We start from the raw sequence: 19,035 nt of genomic DNA on the forward strand, positions 1-19,035 counted from the left end.
AATGACCGACCGTCCGAAACTTCGCCTGCTGCCGCGCCATGAGGCGCGTGTGCGCGGTGGCCATCCGTGGGTGTTCTCGAACGAGATCGCGATGGACGTCGCGGCACGAGCGCTGCCGCCCGGCGGCCTGGTGGAGTTGGAAGATGCGCGCGGTGCGCCGCTCGCGACCGCCTATTTCAATCCGCGCACCTTGATTGCCGCGCGCGTGCTCGGTGCGCCCGGCACCGTCGTCGATCGCGCCTTCTGGCACGAGCGACTGGCCGCGGCGCTGCACTTGCGCGAGCGCATGTTCGACAAGCCGTTCTATCGCCTCGTCCACGCAGAAGCCGATCGTCTACCGGCACTGATCGTCGACCGGATGGGCGACGTCCTGTCGGTGCAGGCGAACGCAGCCGGCATCGACGCAGCGCTCGACGATATTCTGGGTGCGCTGACCGATCTGTTGAAACCGCGCGCGATCCTGCTTCGCAACGATAGTCCGGTGCGCGAGCTGGAAGGTCTGCCGCAGGAGACGCGCGTCGCGCACGGCACGATCGATGCGCCGGTCGAGATCGAAGAGAACGGCTGCAAATTCCTGCTCGACCTGCGCGATGGGCAGAAGACGGGTTGGTTCTACGACCAGCGCGCCAACCGCGCCTTCGTCGCGGGCTTCGCCAAGAACGCACGCGTGCTGGATCTTTATGCCTATGCGGGCGGGTTTGCGCTGGCCGCTGCAAAAGCCGGCGCACGCGAAGTTATCGCAGTCGATCGCTCGGCTGGTGCGATCGAGGCGATCAACGCCAACGCCGCTGCCAACGGATTGAAAGTCGACGCGGTCAAAGCCGAAGTCTTCGCCGATCTCGAACGCCGTATCGGTTTGAACGAGACCTACGACGTCGTGATCGTCGATCCGCCCGCTTTCATCAAATCAAAGAAGGAAACCGCGTCGGGCCTGCGCGGCTATGCCAAGTTGGCGAAGCTCGCGGCACCGCTGGTTGCACCCGGCGGCATTCTGTTCACCGCGTCGTGCAGCCATCACGCCGACCTGGTCAACTTCGCGCACGCGATCACGCACGGGTTGGGACAAGCGAAACGTTCAGGCCGCGTGCTGCAGACGAGCGGTGCTGGCCCCGATCATCCGGTGCATCCGTTGCTGCCCGAGAGCGCGTATTTGAAGGCGCTGACGTTCCAGCTCGACTAAAAAAGAGGGGGAAACGTTGCCGTTTCCCCCTAGTCGCCCCATGACAACTATCGAAGGCAGTACTACGGCACGGTTTCGCCGTGCATGGGCCGGTCGAGACCTTGCCGTTCGATCTCTTCCGGGACCCGCAGGCCGATCGTGAGATCGACCAGCTTGTAGAGAAGGAAGGATGCGATGCCGCCATAGATGAGCGTCACCGCGACACCTTCGAGCTGCAGCAGAACCTGATGCGCGTTGCCGTCGATCAGACCGACGATCTTGGGATCGCCAGTCACCGCTTCGGTCGCGAACACGCCGGTCAGAATCGCACCGACAATGCCGCCCAGACCGTGCACGCCCCACGCATCGAGCGAGTCGTCGTAGCCGAATTTGTGCTTGAGCGCGGTGGCGCCCCACCAGCACACGATTCCCGCAACGATGCCGATCAGGAAACCGCCCGTCGCATTGACGTAGCCCGAGGCCGGCGTCACCGCGACCAGCCCTGCAACCGCGCCCGACACGATGCCCAGCACCGACGGTTTTCCCTGCACCGCCCATTCGGTGAACATCCACGACAAGGCCGCCGACGCAGCCGCCAGCATCGTCACCAGCATCGCCATGCCGGCGCGACCGTTGGCGGTCAGCGCCGAACCGGCGTTGAAGCCGAACCAGCCCACCCACAACAGCGACGCGCCGATCAGCGACAGAACCAGATTGTGCGGAACGATATGTTCGTGGCCCCAGCCGCGACGCTTGCCGAGCAGGATCGCGCCGACCAAGCCCGCGATGCCCGCATTGATATGCACCACCGTACCGCCCGCGTAATCGAGCACGCCGGCGCTGGCGAGAAACCCGTTCGGATGCCAGACCCAATGCGCGATCGGCGCGTAGACGAACAGCGCCCACAAGCACGTGAAGGCGAGCAGCGCCGAGAATTTCATCCGTTCCGCAAACGCACCCGTGATCAGCGCCGGCGTGATGATCGCGAATGTCATCTGGAACATCGCGTAGACGCTTTCGGGGATCGTCGTGACGGTCGGATTCTCGGTCCCTTCGCCCAAGGTGAACGGCGTCATCGCCGTCACGCCTTTGAGCCACAGGCGCGACAGGTCGCCGATAAAGGCCGAGGCGCCGCCCGCGCCGTTGGTGAACGCCAGCGAATAGCCGACGACGTACCAGAGGACCGCGACCAGACAGCAGATCGCGAAGCTCTGCATCGTCGTGGCCAGCACGTTCATCTTGCGCACCATGCCGCCGTAGAACAGCGCCAGGCCGGGCAAGGTCATCATCAGAACGAGGGCGGTGGCGACCAGCATCCAGGCGGTGTCGCCGCTATCGATTTTGGCCGGCGCCGCCGCTTCCTCGGCCCACGCCAGCGTGGGTGTCAGGGAGGCAGCGAGAAAAGCGAGGCGTGCGCGGCTGAGCATTACTGTTCTCGTTTGTTAGGTCCGGCCTTTTTGGCCCGGAGACGCTATCAAGATCCGTGCCGGGGGCGCGCCGACGCGCCACGGTGCCAAGCTTACCCCGACTTGCACAGTTTGAAGGCGATGCAGACCGACCTTGATCGATTCCTGGGCATGAGCCCGCCCGTCCCGCCGCCCTGCCGTCATGCGGGCGTTTGCGGCGGCTGCGCCGTGCAGGCGGTCGAAGACGGCGCCGTCGCGGCCTGGAAGCGCGACCACATCGCCAACGCGCTGCAGCGTGTCGGGCTCAGCGCCGAGATCGAACCGACCGCGACCGTGGCGCCTGCCACGCGCCGCCGCGCCACGCTGACCTCGATGCGCCAGGGCAAACATGTGCTGCTGGGATTCAACGAGCGACGCAGCGACCGCATCGTCGAGCTGCGCGAATGCAAAGTGCTGACGCCGAAGCTGGAAGCGTTGCTGCCGGCGCTGCGCGATCTGGTAGGCATCTTGCTGCAGCAACGCGATACTGCCGATCTCGCCCTCACCGAAGCGCAGAACGGGATCGAGCTGGTGGTGGTGCGCAAACGTGCGCTGGCGCTGCTCGACCTTGAAACGCTCGCTGCGTTTGCCGAGACGCACGATCTGGCGCGCGTTGCGTGGCGCAGCACCGTGCGCACGCCGGTCGAACCAATCGCCGTGCGCCGCGTGCCCACGATCACGCTTGGTGGTGTGCGCGTAGCGTTGCCGCCTGCGGCGTTTCTGCAACCGAGCGCGGACGGCGAAAACTTGCTGATCGATCGCGTGCAGGCGACGATGACCGGCGCCAAACGCATCGCCGATTTCTTTTGCGGCGTCGGCACGTTCGCCCTGCCGCTGGCAGCTTCGGGTGCAACCGTCACAGCGTTCGACGGCGACAAGGACGCGGTCGCTGCGCTGGCCGCGACGCGCAAAACGACGGCAATCGTACGCGACTTGTTTCGCGAACCCTTGTCGGAAAAAGAACTACGCGACTTCGACGCCGCCGTCCTTGACCCGCCGCGTGCCGGTGCGGCGGCGCAGGTCGCGACCTTGGCCGACGCCGATTTCGACCGCCTCACCTATGTCTCGTGCAATCCCGCAAGCTTTGCGCGCGACGCGCGCGTGCTGGTCGCGGGCGGTTGGAAGCTGGGCGAGATCCTGCCCGTCGACCAGTTCCGCTGGTCGGCGCATGTCGAGCTGGTGGCGCGGCTAAGCCGCTAGGAAATCGCGCAACAGCGCCATCAACTCGTCGGTCTGTTCGAGATGCACCGCGCTGCCGCTTCGTTCCATCATTACGAATCGCGCCTGCGGCGCTGCGATTTTGAATTCCATCTGCAGCTTTGGATACAGCGCACGGTCATAGCGGCCGGCGATGATCAGCATCGGCACGCGGATCTCTTTCAGGCGTGGACGAAAGTCGGGAATGCGCACCACTTCGCCGCCGACGGCGAAATCGACGTCCTCGCCGGTAAAGACCGGATAAAGCGCACGATTGACCGCGCCCGGTTCGGTCAGCGCCGTCGCCGCGGCCGAAGGATCATAAAAACGCGCGACCGCGCTCGCGACGCTGCGGATCTTGTCCTGGATCAGCGGATCGGTGGACGGCATGCCACATAGATGCAGCGCTTCGATCTGCCGCCACAACTCGGGAAACTGATTTTCGATCTCGCGATTCACGTTCTCGTGATTGAGCTGCCACATCACGGGACTGTAGAGGGTGTTGGCGAGCACGAGCCGCCGCACCAGTTGCGGATGGTCGAGAGTCAGCTGCTGGGCCACCAACCCGCCATACGAATATCCATAGACAGACACCGGGCCGAGCTTGAGCGTTTCGATCACCGCGGCGACGTCGCGCACGTCGCGCGCGAAGGTGATCTCGTGAAGATCAGCCGGCCATTCCGAACGGCCGCGCCCGTAATAATCGAGATAGATCACGCGATGCGTCTGCGCGAGCTGGCTGAACGCCGGATGAAACGTGACGTGCGAATTGGCCGGACCGCCGACCAGCAAAAGCACCGGATCGCCCTGCCCCTCGCTTTCGATCCAGACTTTGCGTCCGTCGGGCAAGGCGACGCGCGAGCCGGGCGGATGCTCCACCGCCGCATGCGCAAACGCCGAGAACAAAATGAACAGGCAGGCTGAGAAGAAAGTCGATCGCATGGATGCCTCCGTTGCGATCGGTATGACCGACGCGAAGCATCACGGCCGCCCGTTTCTTGCGCTATCGCACCGCGGGCAGGATGTAGTCGGTCAGCAGCGTCTCGGACTGCTGGTGCATGCCGCGCGTGTTGTAGTTCGTGCTGGTGATCACGACCACCATGTCGAGCGACGGGATCACATAGACTTTGTTGCCGCCATTGCCCGACATCGCATAAGTCGCGACCGGCGCGGCGGCGCCTTTGGGCGTGAATTTGTTCAACCAGAGAAGATAGCCATAATCGGTGTCGGGAAACGGCACCGCAGGCAGCTGCGCGCGCGTCGACTCTTCGACCCAGGCACGCGGCATGAGTTGCGTTCCGTTCCATTCGCCGAGCTGCAGATATAGCTGGCCGAGTTTCAGCAGGTCGCGGCTGCGCAGATCCAGGCTGCCGCCCGTCATCACTTGGCCCGCACCGGAATATTGCCAATGCTTCGCCGTGATGCCGAGCGGGCGGAACAGAACCCGTTCGGCGAATTTATCGGCTTTCTGCCCCGTCGTTTTCTCGATCAAGGCGCCGAGCAGGACAGTTCCGGCCGTACAATAATGAAACGGCAGCGGCGGCGCGCCGCGCGACGGCAACGTGAGCGCGAACTCGACCCAGTCGCGTCGCGGATACATGCGCTCTTCGTTGCCCGGCGACGCCGCGTCGTTGTCGTCGCAATCGAGCGACGAATCCATCGTCAGCAGGTCTTTGACCGTGACGTCGTCGCTGCGTTTGTAGGCTGGGAAGTAAGACAGCACGGAGGCGTCGACGCCGGGCAGCTTGCGCTGTGCGATGGCGATGCCGATCAGCATGCCGGTGATCGACTTGGTCGCGGAGCGCGTATCGCGCAGCGTGGCTGCGTCACCTTCGAAGTATTTCTCGAAGACCAGCTTGCCGTGGCGCGCGACCAGCACGCTGCCGATCTTGCGGAACGTGCCGTCGCGCACGGCGCGATCCAGTTGTTGCAGACGGTTTGTATCGAGCCCGACCGATGCGGGCTGCTGGTCCGGTGCGGCGCGTCCTTCTGCCGAAATTAGCAGAAGGACGATCAGCGCCGCTCTCGCTACATTACGCAGTGCGCTGCTGCCCGGCCGGCAACACGCTTTCGACCCACTGGTACAAAGCCGTCTTCGGCAACGCACCGATCTTGGTCGCTGCGACCTGGCCGTTCACGAACAGCATCAACGTCGGAATGCCGCGCACGCCGTATTTCGACGGCACCATCGGGTTCTCGTCGATGTTGATCTTGGCAACGGTCATCTGGTTGCCCTTCTCGCTCGACATCTGCTCAAGGATCGGACCGATCGCTTTGCACGGTCCGCACCACTCGGCCCAGAAATCCAACAGTACCGGCTTGTCGGCCTTCAGCACGTCGGCTTCGAACGTTGAATCGGTCACCTGAACGGTCATCGGAATGCTCCTCTAGCGCGGCGCGACCGCAGGGTCGCTTCGTATTCTTGGCGCGTTTTCCCTAGGGAAAACTAGCGCCCAAACTCTAAGTGGCACCGCTTTCCAGTCGCAAGAGATAGGGATTGAGGAGCTGGTTTGGCAGCTCCATCAACCGCGGCGTTTCGGTCCATAGCAACGCCGCCCGCACCGGGCGGACCGGGAACAAGCGAGCAATCACCGCGACATAGGCCGCAAGCTGGGCGAGGTAGGCCGGCGGTGCATCGCTGGCCCGCTCTGGCGGCGGACGGTCGGTCTTGTAGTCGACCACCCAAATCGCGTCGTCGCCGATGGCCAGCCGGTCGACCTGCCCGGCCACCAGCGTCGTGCCGATTCGGCCGACCACCGGCACTTCGGCGCGGCTGCCGGGCGCGAACACGGTGGCGAAATCGGGATCGGCCAACACCGCCAACACTTCGCGCGCCAGCGACGCTTGCGTGTCGACGTCAAGCGCGTGCGCGGGCTGCGCCAGGAACCGCGCGCATGCATCTGCACGCGCCTCCTGCGCCAGGTTCGGCAGAAGCTGCAGCAGCTTGTGCACCAACCGTCCGCGCTTGCGCAGCGCCTGGTCGCCGCTGCGCATTGCGGGCGAGCGCGCTGGTGGATCGCGCATGGTGGGGCGCGACGGCGTCAGCGGCTTGGTTGGCGTCGGTTCGGCTGCGGGCGGCACGCGCAACGCATCCGGCACCGGATCGATCGCGACGGTCTCTTCGCGCAGCGCGCGCGCGGTGCGATCGGGTTCGGCACGCTGTTCGATCGAGATCTGCGCCGTGCCGTCGTCGTGCCGTTGCACGTCATCGCCTTGCATCGCCGCTTCGACCAGCCGGTACCAGCTTCCAGCCGGCACGGCGCGACGTTTCTGCCAGCCGGCCACGATCAACCGGTCTTCAGCACGGGTCAGCGCGACATACAACAGACGCCGGTACTCGTCGTCGGCGGCTTGCTCATGCACACGGCGCGCCGCACGCGCCACCGAATCCTCGTCGGCGCGCGCACCGCCCCACAACGGCACGTCGCCGTCGGCCCACAACAAACGCGGCCCCTGGCTTTTGTCGATCGTACCGGTCGTGTCGGGCAGCACGACGATCGGCGCCTGCAGGCCTTTGGCGCCGTGCACCGTAATCAGACGCACCTCGTCGCGCGTGCCTTGCGCCAATTCGCGCTTGAGTTCGGCTTCACCCGCTTCGAGCCAGGCCAGAAACGATTGCAGCGACGGCGTGTGCGCGGCGCTGTGGATCAAACAGGCCGTCAGAAACTCTTCCAGCGGATCGAGCGCTTCGGCGCCAAGCCGTGCCTGGATCGCGCGTCGCCCGCTGCCAAGCGGATCTGCCGGACAAGCGCGCAACAGCGCCGACGCGAACAGCTCGTAAGGCGGCACCAGATCGGCTTCGCCCAACAACCGCGACAGCCAGACGCGCGCCGCTTCCCAGGTTTTGTTTTCGCGCGAACGCGCATGCAGCGAAGACCACAAAGACTGCTCGCCGCGCCGATGCGCCAGTTCGAACAGATCGTCTTCGCCAAGCCCGACCAGCGGCGTCTTCAACAAAGTCGCTAGAGTCAGATCGTCGTCGGGCAGCAACAGAAAGCGGCCCAACGCCAGCAGATCCATCACCGCCAGTTCGCGCGTCAGCACCATACGGTCGACACCCGCGACCGGCACGTTCAGCGACTTCAACGCGCGCACCATCGCGGGCACGAAATCAGGTGCGCGGCGGCGCACCAGAATCATCACGTCGCCGGGACGGATCGCACGGCCGTGCGACTCCAGCCGCGTACCGTCGTCGAGCCAGCGGCGGATCTTCTGCGCGATCTGCATCGCCAGGCGCGACGCCGACGCTTCTTCGTGCGCAGTTTCGACCGGCGGCGCCCACGGCAACGGCGCTTCGCGTTCGGTCTCTTCGACCAACGGCCACAACTCGACCAGGCCGGCCTGGCCTTTTCGCGTCACCTGGTGCGCGATTGGCGTGTGCGCGACGCCTTTGCGCGCGGCGTCGTCAGCAAAGACGCGATCGACCAGCCGCAACACCGGCTCGGTCGAACGGAACGAGACGTTGAGCGGCACTTCGCGCAGCGGACGTTCAATCTCGCGCGTACGATCGGCGAAATGCTGGCGCATGCGCGCAAACTCGTTCGGGTCGGCGCCCTGGAACGAGAAGATCGACTGTTTCTCGTCGCCGACCGCAAACACGGTGCGCGGCCGGTCGACTGCGCCAAGTCCGACAAAGAACTCGTCGGTCAGCGCCTGCACGATGCGCCATTGCGCCGGGTTGGTGTCCTGCGCCTCGTCGACCAGCACATGTTCGATGCCGCCGTCGAGCTTGAACAACACCCAAGCCGCAACCCCGTCGCGCGCCAGCAACGCACCCGTCGTCGCGATCAGATCTTCGTAATCGAGACCGCCGCTGCGCGCCTTGCGCCGCGCATATTCGTCGAGCAGCGCCGCGCCAACCACCAGCAACGCCTCGGTCGCTTCGGCGGTGCCGACTGCGTTCAGCCGGTCGAGAACGCCAAGCACGCGCGACGCTTCCTGCTGCAAGGCCGGCAACGCCGCCGCCGATGCTTTGGTCGCCAAGGTCGCGCGCAGCTCGCGCTTCTCCGTCAGATAGGCGCGCCAGTAGGCAGCGAACGAACCGGCGCGGCCGGACGCGTCGGCAAGCCAGGCCGCAATCTTCGCCGACCGTTCCTGGTCGGTCTTGCTCCCGCGCGACAGCAGTTCGCATGCCGACCGCAATTCGGTTCCGTCGAACGCATGGTCGGCGCAGGCGTCGCGCAACACCGACTCGGTCGTCGCATCCGGCTCGACGCCGACCGTCGCGCGCACTTGCGCGACCGCACCTGCGACACCGCCTTCGCGTTCGAGAAACGTCGCCAGCTTGGCGCGGCTGGCGGTCAGTTCGGAAATCAGATCGGCGAAGGTCGCTTCGCCCGCGCGACGCACCAGCTCGGCCAGCGCACGGCCCAGCGTGGAGTCCGGTTCGGCACGCGCGCCGTGCAGCACCTCGTCGCGTGCTTCGTCGAGCAGTTCCTGCGCTTCGCGTTCGTCGAGCAAACGGAATTGCGGCGACACGCCCGCTTCCAATGGAAAGCGGCGCAGCACCGATTGGCAGAAGCCGTGAATGGTCTGGATGCGCGGCCCTTGCGGCAGGTCGACGGTGCGCGCGAACAAGGTGCGGGCGCGTTTTCGCGTCGCCTCGTCGGGTACTTTGTCGGTCAGCGCATGCAGCGACGCGATCAATTTGTCTTCGTCCTGCGTCGCCCAGGCCGCCAGACGTTCGCCGACGCGGATCGACATTTCCGCCGCCGCCGCTTTGGTGAAGGTCAGGCACAGCAGGCGCTGCGGATCGACGCCGTCGAGCAGCAGACGCAGCACACGGTCGGTCAGAACCTTCGTCTTGCCGCTGCCCGCCGAGGCACCGACCCAGGCGCTGGACGTTGGATCCGACGCGTAGCGTTGATCTTGATCGGCGCTGTTCATTCAAAATTCCCCGCGAAAGCGGGGATCCATCGGGCCGCCGCCGCGACACAGATCCCTTTCCTGTCATCCCTGCGAAAGCAGGGATCCATCAGGCCGACAACGCAGACATCGCGAAGAGCGCCCGACATCTCTGCGGCGGAGGAATGGATCCCCGCCTTCGCGGGGATGACGTCGTGGCTGTTCATTCGGGCGCGCCTTCGCCCGACCATTCCAGCACGCGCGCCAGATGCGCGTAGTCGCTGAAGCGCGGCCGTTTCGACGGAATCGGTTGCGACAAATACGGCGTGTCCTGGCGGTCGAACCGTTCAATCAGTTGCAGCAACCCGTCGCGTGCCGCGTCGGCCAGCGCGTCGAGGTCCCCGTCGATCGTCACGATCTCGCCCGGCGGGTTGCCGCCCGCGAGGCGCCAGAAAGCAAGCTCGACCACAGTTGCGGCCGGCACGTCTTTGAATCCGCCAGCGCGCGCGATCGCGGCTTCGAGCGGCAGTTGCGGCGCAAAGCCGGTGCCGATTTCGGTGCCGGGCGGTGCACGTCCGGTTTTGTAATCGACGATGCCGATGCCGCCGCCAATCGAGTCGACGCGATCGGCGCGCGCGCGCAGCACGAAGTCGCCGTACGACGCCGACAAGGTCAGCGTGCCTTTGACTTCGGTCTTGCGCGGTCGCGCACCGGCGGCGCGGCGTTCGGTTTCAGCCGTGATGAACCAACGCGCGACACGTTCGAAGCGCGGCCACCAGAAACCCCAGACCAGCGGCCGTGCCAGCGCATCGCCGAACGCGTCGCGTCCCATCGCCAGCAATTGCGGCAGTGCATCGGGCGGCAACGAGTCGGGATAGGTCGCGACGAACCGGTCCAGCGCGTCATGTACGAATTGTCCGCGATCGGCGGCACCCGGCTCTTCGTCGATCTCGTGCAGCGCGGTGAGCTTCAGCACATGGCGCGCATAAATCGCATACGGGTCGCGCATCCAGGTTTCGATCTCGGTCACCGACAGGCTGCGCGGGCGCAGCGCTACCGGCGGACGCGGCGCCGGTTGCGCGCACGGCACAACCGCATCAGGCAAATCGAGCAGCGAAACCCAGCGCGCATGCGGCAGGTCGCGCGGCACGTGCTGGTCGGCGGCGGCAAGTGCCGCGTCGAGCCGTTGCAGCCAGCGCGACGGCACGCTGGGCCGCGCATCGACGCGTTCACCGCGCGTCAGCACGACGCGCGGTGCGCAGGCCAACGTCGCAACATCGTGCGCCGCTTGTCCGATGCGCCGTTCCGGCAACGGCAAATCCAGCGCCTTGCGCATGCCGCGCGACAACCAGGGATCGTCAGATGCTTCGCGCGGCCAAGTGCCCTCGTTCAGGCCGCCCAGCACGATCAGGTCGGCGCTTTGCAGACGCGCTTCGAGCGGACCGTAGATCGCAAGCCGCGGATGCGTGCCGTAGCGCGGCCGCACCGTCACCGATTGCAGCACCGCGCTCAACAGCGATGGGAACGCATCGGGCGCAATCGGATCGAGGTCGCGCGCCGCGGTCATCATCTCGTCCAAGGTCGCCGCTGCAGCTTCGCCGTCTTCGCCGCGCCACAATCGCGCGACGCCGCTGTCCTCGTCGGTCTCTGCCAACAACTCGGCCGCAACGATCAGCGCTTCGACCAAGGTCGCGATGGCAACGTCGCCGCCGGCGAACAACAAATCGAACGCGCCAAGACGCTGCGCGAGGTTGGTGACGAACGGCGACTCCGCGCCTAGCGCGCGCTGCAGACCCTCGGCACCGGGTCCCGGGCGCGGCCCGCGCAACACGTCGCGTTCGAGCTGGCGCGCATCGCGCCGGAACGCGGCGGTCGCCGTACCGCCCGCCGCAAGCGGATGTTTCAGCAACGACAGAAGCGGGATCGGCGCCCAGCCCTGTGCCGCGACGTCGGCGAGCAGACGCAGAAACGCACCGACCGGCGTATCGCCAAGACGCGTACCGCCGGAATCGTCGAGCTCGATCTCCCAGCGGCGCATCGCGGTGGCAACCCGGCGCGCCAAGGTGCGATCGGGCGTCACCAGCATCGCGGTCTTGCCCGGTTCGCGCAGCTGGTCGCGGAACAGCAGCGCAATCGTATCGGCTTCATGTTCGTGCGTGCTGCAATCGATGCGCGTCAGCCCCTGCACGGCGTCCGCGGCAAACTGGTTGGCACGCCACGCACCCGTCGTCGGCGCCGGTCGTAGCGCCGCCGACCAAAGTTGCGCGCGCGGCGGCGTTGCCGGCGCGTCGGGCCAGGGGCGCACGTCGCTGCGTTTGACGTGCAGCACCTGCAGCAGACGTTGCAGTCCCGCCTGCGGATGCGTGTCGTCGATCGCGTTCCAGGCTGCTTCGTCGAGCGTCAGATCCACCCCGTCCAGCACGACCGCACCGCGCGGCATCGCGGCGATGACTTTCAGCAGACGCGCGACGGCGGGAATCGAACCGGTCGTGCCGGCGGCAATCACGGGGCCCGGCGGCGGCGCGACGCGCCACGCCTCGGCTTGCGCATCGAGCACCCGACGGCGGCGCTCGGCGGGATCGATCGCGCCTTCGGCCGCCAGGATCGCGGGCCAATGCGTCGTGACGATCTGCAGAAATTCCAACGTCACTTGCCAATGCTGCGCCAGCTCGACCGGTACCAGCGCGTTCAGCGCAGCGAATTCGATTTCGTGCATCTGCGCTTCGTCGAGCAAGCTGCCCAGCTCGTCCGCCAGCGCCAGCGCGCGATCGGGCGACATGGGCTCGCGCTTGGCGACCAGTTTTGCCAACAACAGCCGGCGGCGCAGCGGCGAGATTGCGGGCGGCAAATCGGCGAGCGTGGATTCGGCATCGAGCAACAGCTCGTCACTGTCGAGATCGCCCAACGGCTGCATGCGCGGCAACAGCAACGGCGCAGCGTCGCCTTCGCGCAAAAACGCTTCGCGCAGACTGCGCGCCGCGCGGCGTGTCGGCAGCAGCACGGTGGTTGCAGCAAGATCGAGCGGATTGCGTCTGTGGTCGGCCAGCAGGCCTTTGGCCAGCACGTCGACAAAGCCGACGCCGGGCGGAATGGCAAAGACGTTCAGGGAACCACCAGCCACCGCGCGCCGCCGCGCGCCAGCAGCGATTCCGCAGCGTCGAGTTCGTCCGGCGTGCCGACCGTGAACCAGACGCCGTCATGCACCAGACCGTACAACCGCCCCGCTGCAGCAGCGCGGCGCCACAGCTTCACGACCGAGAACGGTTCTTCGCGCGCACCGTCGAACAGGCGCGGATGGTAGAGATAGGCGCCGGCGCAAACATAGGGCGCGACGCGCGCGGGTTCGCGGAACGACAGGCGTCCGACCGGATCCATCGTGACGTCGCCAAGCCCAACTTGCGCATGCGTGCGCGGCGCTGCGATCACCAGCAGCAGCGCGTCCATTTTGCTGTCGTCCCAGGCCGCAGCCATGCGCTGCAGAAACGGCGTCGGCCCGTCGAGCACGATCGTGTCGCTGTTGAGCACCAGGAACGGCTGGTCACCAAGCCGCGGCAGCGCGCGCACCAGACCGCCGCCAGTTTCCAGTCGCGTCGGTTCGTAGCTGATCTCGATGTTGGGCTGACCTTTGAGATGCGCTTCGATCTGGTCGGGCAGCCAGTGCGTGTTGACGACGATGCGTTCGACGCGCTGATCGCGCAGCCGATCCAGCGACCAATCGATCAGCTTTTTCCCGCCGACTTCGAGCAGCGGTTTGGGCGTGGTCAAGGTTGCCGGGCGCATCCGTTCGCCAAGACCGGCCGCGAGCACCATCGCGAACTTCGGTACGGCAACGGCGGGCACCGGCACAGGTGCAACAGCGTAACTCATGAGGAGGCGAGAGAAGCGGGACCAAGCTGCAAACGCAAGTCCGCCAGGCGCTGCACCCACATACCGTGGCCGCTCAGCGTGGCGCGGCGTGCGCCGTCGCCATCACCGGCTTCGATGCGGACGACGAGTCGCGATTGCGGCGTCAAATCACCGAGTCGGTCCGGCCATTCGACCAGCCGGACCCCGTCCTCTGAGTCGTCCCAGCCAAGTTCCAGCACCTCGTCCGGGTCTTTCAGCCGGTAGAGATCGAAATGCCAGAACACGGTGCCGGTGGGATCGTCGTAGAGCTGCACCAGGGTGAAGGTCGGGCTGGGCACGTCGATCGCCGGATCGCCCAGCCGCGCACGCAGCAGCGCACGCGCAAATTCGGTCTTGCCCGCGCCCAGCGTGCCGTCCAGCGCCACCATGTCGCCCGCCGCCAGATGCGGCGCGAGCGCGGCGGCGAGACGCAGCGTGGCGTCCAGATCTGCAAGGTCGAGGGCGAGCATGGGCTTGTGGTGCCGGAAGCGCGGTCGTCTCGCAACAGCGCGACGACCGCGCCCCCGCGAAGGCGGGGGCCCACGGTTCTGGCGACACGGATCTGCTCAGATCGCCCCATCGGTGGGTCCCCGCCTTCGCGGGGACCGCTGCTACCGCAGCGGGGTTGATCCCCCGCCCTGCCCCCTCTACCCAATCGCCTCATGTCCCAGACTTTTACGACCGATGTCGCGATCATCGGAGCCGGTCCGGTCGGCCTGTTCGCGATCTTTGAATGCGGCATGTTGCGGCTGAAGTGCCACGTGATCGACGCGCTCGACACGGTCGGCGGCCAATGCGCAGCGCTGTATCCGGAAAAGCCGATCTACGACATTCCGGGCTATCCGCACATCGACGCGGCCGATCTGATCGAGAAGCTGCAGGCGCAAGCCGCACCGTTCGGTCCGACCTATCATTTGAACCAGCAAGTCACCGCGCTGCTGCCGACCGATGACGGCGGCTGGCGCGTGGAGACGTCGCTCGGCAACAGCATCACCGCGCGCTGCGTGATCATCGCCGCCGGTGTCGGTGCGTTCGGTCCCAACCGTCCGCCGCTGGACGGGCTCGAAGCGTATGAAGGCAAGTCGGTCTTCTATCTCGTCAAGAAGCGCCAGGACTTCGCCGGCAAGCGCGTCGTGATTGCAGGCGGCGGCGACAGCGCCGTCGACTGGGCGGTGTCGCTGGCCGAAGTCGCTGCGTCAGTTGCGGTCGTGCATCGCCGCGACAAATTCCGCGCTGCGCCCGACATGGTCGCGCGCATGCAGGAGCTGAGCAAAAGCGGCAAGATCGAACTGGTCACGCCGTATCAGCTTGCCGGACTTGAAGGCGCCGACGGCATGTTGTCGGGCGTCGTGGTCGAAACGTTGGACGGCGACAAGCGCACCTTGCCTGCCGATGCGATGCTGGCCTTCTTCGGCTTGTCGATGAATCTCGGCCCCGTCGCCGAATGGGGACTCGATCTCGACAAGCATCACATCGCGGTCGAGCAATCGACCTGCGCCACCAGTCGCGCCGGTATTTTCGCGATCGGTGACGTTGCGACCTACAAGAACAAACTCAAACTGATCCTCACCGGCTTTGCCGAAGCGGCCAGCGCCGCACACGCGATCCATCCGATCGCACGTCCCGGCGAAGTGCTGCATTTCGAATATTCGACGACCAAGGGCGCGCCATCTGCGTGATGGGCGGACTTTCGTCGCTGCGATGCGTTGCAGCACACGGTTCAGCTAGGAGATTCTCGTGATCGAATGGATGTCGGACACGCTGGCGCGCTTCGGGCACGCGGGCGTCGCCCTGTTGATGCTGATCGAGAATCTGATCCCCGCGATCCCGTCCGAACTGGTGATGCCGTTCTGCGGTTTCGTCGCGGCGCAGGGCAAACTGACCTTGCTCGGCACCATCCTCGCCGGCCTGATCGGTTCGATGGTCGGACAGATGCCCTGGTATTACGGCGGCTATTATTTCGGCCGCCGCCGCTGCGTCGAACTTGCTGACAAATACGGACGCTGGCTGACGGTCAGCGGCCGCGAAGTCGAATTCGTGTTCGATTGGTTCAATCGCCACGGCGCCAAGTCGGTGCTGATCGGCCGCTGCATTCCCGGCATCCGCGCCGTAATTTCCGTGCCCGCCGGCATCAACCGCATGCCGCTCGGCAAATTTCTCGCCTGGTCGCTGATCGGCACCACGATCTGGATGACGTTTCTCACCTATTGCGGGTGGGTGCTGCAGGAACACTACGACAAGGTGCAGCACTGGGGTGACCCGGTGCTGAAAACGCTGATCGGTCTCGTCGTACTGATCTACATCGTGCGGCTGGTCTTGAGTTTTCGCCACAAGCAGGCCGATTAGCGCCTTCACGATCTTGCAATGACGCGAGGCTGGCGCGCGAGCGCCGAAGCGTGAGATTCTCACGCTCGTGATGACACGTTCCGACATGATGCTTTTGGCGCTGCTGGCGCTGGTCGCGCTGATGGGCACGTTGTGCCTTGTCGTCGGCCGGCACGGGCGCACATCCGAGCCGCTGCGCCGCTATGGCTGGGGCATGGTGTGCCTCGCGGTCGGCCTCGCCATCACCTTGATGAGTTTTCTGCCAAGCCCGGTGCGCTTGATCGTCGGCAACGGCCTGTTCGCCTTTGCCACCATTCCGCTGGTGAGCGGCGTGCTGCTGCACACGCGCTATCGGCTCAATATGCAGCTGGTCTGGGTGATCTTCGCCGTGACCTTGGCGGCGCTGGCCTGGAACAATCTCGGCTCGTCGCGGCCCTTGTCGCTGAACTATGTCGCGACCTTGCCGATCTCGAACCTGCTGCAGCTCTATGCTGCCTACGCGTTGCTGCGCGATCCGCCGCGCGACGCGCGCAGCGGCGGCCGCATGCTCGCGGTCAGTTTCATTCTGTCGCGACTGGTCGCCGACGCGCTCGTGGTTGTGTTTCTCGCGGGCTATGGCGGCACCACCGAAAGTGAACGGTTCGACATCATCGCCTCGACCTTCTCGCTGGTGCAGATGGTGATCGCGGTCACCAACACGCTGGCGCTGTTGTGGGTCGAAGTCCGCAAGATGGAAGCCGAGCTGGAGCGGATCGCCTTCGAAGATTCGCTGACCAGACTGCCGAACCGCCGCGCCGTGCAGAGTTGGTTCGAGCAAGAGGTCGCGCGCGCCACGCGCCGCGGCGAAACCTTCGCGATGCTGATCGTCGATCTCGACCGGTTCAAAAACCTCAACGACACGTACGGACACCAGGCCGGCGATGCGGTGCTGGCGCATGTTGCAGCCACGCTCAACGCGCAGCGCCGCGCCGACGATCTATTGGGCCGGATCGGCGGCGAAGAGTTTCTGTTGTTGCTGACCGGCATCGACGCCGAACACGCGAACGAGGTCGCCGACCGGATGCGCGAGTCGATGGCGTCGTCGCCGATCACGCTGCGCGGGCAGCGCGTGCAAGTGACGTTGAGCGGCGGCTTCGCGATGTTCGACGCCGAAGGAACCGATTGGCACACGCTGTTCGCGCTTGCCGACGAACGGCTCTATGCGGCCAAGCGCAACGGCCGCAACCGCATCGTCGGTCCGCCCGCCTGCGCCGCGCGCCCGCGCATCGAAGCGGTCGGCTAATTAGCTGTTGGCGTTGTCGGCCGGCGGATGCGCCGGCAGCACGCAGGTAACGACGGTGCCGCGATCGGCGCGGCTTTCCAACTCGACGCGCCCGCCATGCAGCGCGACGAAGCTTTTCACCAGCGCAAGACCGACGCCGGCGCCGCTCTTCCAGTCGCGCGGCTTGGACCGTTCGAACGGTGCGAAGACGCGTTCCCAATCCTGAATCGAAATGCCGGCGCCGTTGTCCGACACGATCAGCCGCGCCTCTTCGTCATTGTCGCGTCGGCCGCTGAGACGGATTTCGCCACCCGGATGGGTGAACTTGATCGAGTTCGAAATCAGATTGACCAGCACCTGTTTCAGGCGCCGTTCGTCGGCTTCGATCACGCCGAGATTGGCTGGCGCGTCGAGCGCGAGGTGAATATCCTGCTTGCGCGCCCATTCCTGGGTCAGGCCGTGGACTTCTTCCAACATGCGCGCGAGATCGACCGGGGTCCGGTTGAGACGCATGTAGCCCGCCTCGATCGTAGAAAGATCGAGGACTGCGTCGATCAAGGACACGAGACGCTGGCCCGCTTCCAACAAGCCTTCGGAATATTCCATCTGCTTGTCGTTGAGCGCGCCGAAATACTGTTTCGACAGAATTTCGGCGAAGCCGATCATCGCGTTCAGCGGCGTACGCAGCTGGTACGAAACGTTGGCCAAGAAGTCGAGCTTGAGCTGGTCGGCCGCTTCCAGCGCCGCATTCTTTTCGCGCAACGCCTGTTCGACGCGCACGCTGTCGGTGACGTCGACGAAACTGTTCAGCACGCCACCGTCGGGCAGCAGCACCGATTGATATTGGATCACGCTTTCGTCGGCACGTTCGAACCGGCCCGGCCGCGCGATGCGATCGAGATTGTTCGACACGAAGGTGGTGCGGAACCCTTTGGCTTCGGACGTGCGTTCGAAGAAGCGTTCGAATTTCTGCGCCAGCTCGGCGACGTGTGGCGCCTGCGCCAGCAATTCGGATTCCAGTTCCCAGATTTTCGCGAAAGCCGGATTCCACAACGACAGGCGACCGTCCTGCCCGAACACCGCAATGCCCTCGGTCAACCCGTCGAGGGTTTCGCGCTGCACGGCGATCAGGGTGTTGTAACTCGATTCCAGCGCCAGGCGGCTGGTGACGTCTTCGTAGGTCACGGCCAGGCCGCCCATCGGGTGCGGGAACACGAAGACGCGCAACACGCTGCCGTCGGGACGGCTCATCAATTCTTCGGTCGGCTCGAGCAGCGACGTGAAACGTTCGAGCTGTTCCTGTTTGTAGCGGCGGAAATCCGCCTGCTCGGGCAGCTGGCGGCGTTCGCGCAACACTTCGAGCACTTCGGCCAAGGTCGGACGCAGCGACAACCACGCTTCGTCGAGCTGCCACAGCTGGCACATGGCGCTGTTGAAGAAGGCGAGACGGCGATCGGGCCCGTAGATCGCAACCGCGACCGACATTTGTTCGAGCACTTCGGCATGGGCCGATTTGTGCCGTTCCAATTCAGCTTCGGCTTCTTCGACCGCGGTGATGTCTTCGGCCCAGCCGAGACCGCCCGCAGCACCTTCAACGAGACGGAAATAGCGACGCTGTCCACCGGCAACGACGTGGCGCGTTTCGTTCTGCGGTGCGCCAGCCGCGCGCGCACGTTCGGCCAGCGCGCGGCCCGACCGGTCGAGCACGTTGGCCGCAAGTTCGCGTTGTTCGGAAACCGCCTGGGACGGTGTTGCGTCGACGGCGCGTGCGTAGGCGCGGTTGACCCAAATCAGGCGAAGCGTTGTGTCGCGCCGCCAGATCGGCAGCGGCAATTCGTCGAGTGCGGCCGCAAGCGGATCGATGACCGGCAGCGGCGGCACGGAAATCTGGGCCGCGGGCACGACCGGGGCTGCTGGCG

At 65.6% G+C, this 19,035-nt stretch carries 14 protein-coding genes; 5 read left to right on the top strand and 9 right to left on the bottom strand.

Translation table 11 applies throughout. The features are described 5' to 3' along the window. The first annotated feature begins 1 nt into the window (after position 1). Entirely contained in the window at positions 2–1,180 is a 1,179-nt protein-coding gene (locus TMPK1_RS10965; RefSeq protein WP_420243050.1) for a class I SAM-dependent rRNA methyltransferase, read from the top strand. A 62-nt stretch (positions 1,181–1,242) separates the two neighbouring features. On the opposite strand, the gene TMPK1_RS10970 is transcribed toward TMPK1_RS10965, so the two are convergent. Beyond that, the gene (locus TMPK1_RS10970; RefSeq protein ID WP_420243051.1) at positions 1,243–2,586 is read right to left on the bottom strand and encodes an ammonium transporter; all 1,344 of its coding nucleotides are present in this window, start codon (positions 2,584–2,586) and stop codon (positions 1,243–1,245) included. Positions 2,587–2,736: 150 nt separating this feature from the next. On the opposite strand from TMPK1_RS10970, the gene TMPK1_RS10975 reads away from it, so the two are divergent. Further along, on the top strand, positions 2,737–3,804 hold the full coding sequence (locus tag TMPK1_RS10975; RefSeq protein ID WP_420243052.1) for a class I SAM-dependent RNA methyltransferase: 1,068 nt from the start codon (positions 2,737–2,739) through the stop codon (positions 3,802–3,804). On the opposite strand, the gene TMPK1_RS10980 is transcribed toward TMPK1_RS10975, so the two are convergent. The 7 genes from TMPK1_RS10980 to tsaE all read right to left on the bottom strand — a co-directional run bounded on the left by TMPK1_RS10980 (position 3,793) and on the right by tsaE (position 14,000). Further along, positions 3,793–4,743 carry an alpha/beta fold hydrolase gene (locus TMPK1_RS10980; protein WP_420243053.1) on the bottom strand — a complete coding sequence of 317 codons (951 nt, stop codon included), beginning with the start codon at positions 4,741–4,743 and terminating at the stop codon, positions 3,793–3,795. The genes TMPK1_RS10975 and TMPK1_RS10980 overlap by 12 nt on opposite strands. Before the next feature lie 61 nt (positions 4,744–4,804). Beyond that, on the bottom strand, positions 4,805–5,713 hold the full coding sequence (locus tag TMPK1_RS10985) for a serine hydrolase domain-containing protein (protein WP_420243054.1): 909 nt from the start codon (positions 5,711–5,713) through the stop codon (positions 4,805–4,807). A gap of 121 nt (positions 5,714–5,834) precedes the next feature. Beyond that, positions 5,835–6,176, bottom strand: a complete 342-nt coding sequence (trxA, locus tag TMPK1_RS10990) for a thioredoxin (RefSeq protein WP_420243055.1) — start codon at positions 6,174–6,176, stop codon at positions 5,835–5,837. Positions 6,177–6,261: 85 nt separating this feature from the next. Then, a complete protein-coding gene (gene addA / locus TMPK1_RS10995) occupies positions 6,262–9,687 on the bottom strand; it encodes a double-strand break repair helicase AddA (protein WP_420243056.1) in 3,426 nt (1,141 codons plus the stop codon). Positions 9,688–9,868: 181 nt separating this feature from the next. Then, complete coding sequence (gene addB, locus TMPK1_RS11000) at positions 9,869–12,766, bottom strand: double-strand break repair protein AddB (protein ID WP_420243057.1); 2,898 nt, start codon at positions 12,764–12,766, stop codon at positions 9,869–9,871. Continuing rightward, complete coding sequence (locus TMPK1_RS11005) at positions 12,748–13,512, bottom strand: nucleotidyltransferase family protein (RefSeq protein WP_420243058.1); 765 nt, start codon at positions 13,510–13,512, stop codon at positions 12,748–12,750. Before TMPK1_RS11005 ends, addB begins: the two co-directional genes overlap by 19 nt. Continuing rightward, entirely contained in the window at positions 13,509–14,000 is a 492-nt protein-coding gene (tsaE, locus tag TMPK1_RS11010) for a tRNA (adenosine(37)-N6)-threonylcarbamoyltransferase complex ATPase subunit type 1 TsaE (protein ID WP_420243059.1), read from the bottom strand. Before tsaE ends, TMPK1_RS11005 begins: the two co-directional genes overlap by 4 nt. A gap of 192 nt (positions 14,001–14,192) precedes the next feature. On the opposite strand from tsaE, the gene TMPK1_RS11015 reads away from it, so the two are divergent. The 3 genes from TMPK1_RS11015 (at position 14,193) to TMPK1_RS11025 (ending at position 17,137) form a co-directional block, all read left to right on the top strand. Then, the gene (locus TMPK1_RS11015; protein ID WP_420243060.1) at positions 14,193–15,209 is read left to right on the top strand and encodes an NAD(P)/FAD-dependent oxidoreductase; all 1,017 of its coding nucleotides are present in this window, start codon (positions 14,193–14,195) and stop codon (positions 15,207–15,209) included. 58 nt (positions 15,210–15,267) lie between these two features. Further along, on the top strand, positions 15,268–15,876 hold the full coding sequence (locus TMPK1_RS11020; RefSeq protein ID WP_420243061.1) for a DedA family protein: 609 nt from the start codon (positions 15,268–15,270) through the stop codon (positions 15,874–15,876). A 70-nt stretch (positions 15,877–15,946) separates the two neighbouring features. Beyond that, positions 15,947–17,137 carry a GGDEF domain-containing protein gene (locus TMPK1_RS11025; RefSeq protein ID WP_420245647.1) on the top strand — a complete coding sequence of 397 codons (1,191 nt, stop codon included), beginning with the start codon at positions 15,947–15,949 and terminating at the stop codon, positions 17,135–17,137. Here the strand turns inward: TMPK1_RS11025 and TMPK1_RS11030 are convergent, their stop codons facing one another. After that, on the bottom strand, positions 17,138–19,018 hold the full coding sequence (locus TMPK1_RS11030) for a sensor histidine kinase (protein WP_420243062.1): 1,881 nt from the start codon (positions 19,016–19,018) through the stop codon (positions 17,138–17,140). Between the last annotated feature and the right edge of the window lie 17 nt (positions 19,019–19,035).

The sequence above is a fragment of the Roseiterribacter gracilis genome, assembly GCA_018332375.1.
GTDB classification, from domain to species: domain Bacteria; phylum Pseudomonadota; class Alphaproteobacteria; order BOG-932; family Roseiterribacteraceae; genus Roseiterribacter; species Roseiterribacter gracilis.